Source organism: Arthrobacter sp. Cr_A7, from assembly GCF_029222765.1.
Classification (GTDB): domain Bacteria; phylum Actinomycetota; class Actinomycetes; order Actinomycetales; family Micrococcaceae; genus Arthrobacter.
The window spans coordinates 1-732 of record NZ_JARHXQ010000351.1; the positions used below are offsets into that span (position 1 = coordinate 1).

2 protein-coding genes are annotated in these 732 nt (G+C 62.7%); one reads left to right on the forward strand and one right to left on the reverse strand.

Going from position 1 to position 732, the window contains the following annotated elements; all coding sequences use genetic code 11:
* Window positions 1-27: 27 nt before the first annotated feature.
* Window positions 28-309, reverse strand: coding sequence for a hypothetical protein (locus P2Q66_RS20825; RefSeq protein ID WP_115525375.1), 282 nt, complete (start codon window positions 307-309; stop codon window positions 28-30).
* Between the two features lie 161 nt (window positions 310-470).
* Between P2Q66_RS20825 and P2Q66_RS20830 the strand changes: the two genes are divergently transcribed.
* A complete protein-coding gene (locus tag P2Q66_RS20830) occupies window positions 471-719 on the forward strand; it encodes a hypothetical protein (protein ID WP_275731227.1) in 249 nt (82 codons plus the stop codon).
* Window positions 720-732: the final 13 nt, after the last annotated feature.

Genomic DNA, 732 nt, shown 5'->3' on the forward strand with positions numbered 1-732 from the left:
TGGCTTTTCCTTCGGGCAGCTTTGGAATCACACCAAGCTGGGCTGGCTCGACAAGATGTAGTCCAGCGCCGCAGGACCGGTCATCGACAGCCCCGGCCACACCAGCTGGCCGCCGCGGACGTACGGCTCAACCTGGGTTTGCCGGCGCATGGCGATCCACAGTGAAGCGCTGGCAATTGGCTCCTCGCCATTGAGGAAACACCAGCTCAGGTACAGCCCGTACACCTCGTCCTCGCGCAGGCCCGGCTGCTTGTCCGGGTCACAGGTGATGCATTCCAAAAGGAAACGGCTGCAATTCGGCACACTCATATCTGTAAACCTCCTGCTAAGAACCCACGGACCCGGGTTCCAGTGCCGTGCGGCAGCGCGCGGCAACAGAACCTCGCAAGTAGTTCGGAGCCGCTATCCCGGTGGATGGGTGCCAAAATGCAGGTCTTCCTGACGCAGAGCCGCAGTGCAAGGATTTCCTCATGAACAACAACATGAGCGGCAACGAGGGGACCCACGGGCAGCACCTGCACGCCCACACGTCTCCGACCACGCAACAAATGCGTACCGTTGGCCAGCGCCGCCGCGACGCCGAAGAAAAGTTGGAACACCACCTCCAGGAAGCCCGCCACAAGGACGACGCCCCTAAGCCGGACGACGGCGGGACCTCCTCGGGCGCAAAGGCGGACAACCCTGACAAGGAAGAGCAGGGCACAGACAGCCGGACCTAAAGGCCGCGCGGCT

Bases quoted from the DNA above. Each gene is read 5' to 3' on its own strand.
- P2Q66_RS20825 (WP_115525375.1), bottom strand. From the start codon at position 309: ATGAGTGTGCCGAATTGCAGCCGTTTCCTTTTGGAATGCATCACCTGT.
- P2Q66_RS20830 (WP_275731227.1), top strand. From the start codon at position 471: ATGAACAACAACATGAGCGGCAACGAGGGGACCCACGGGCAGCACCTG.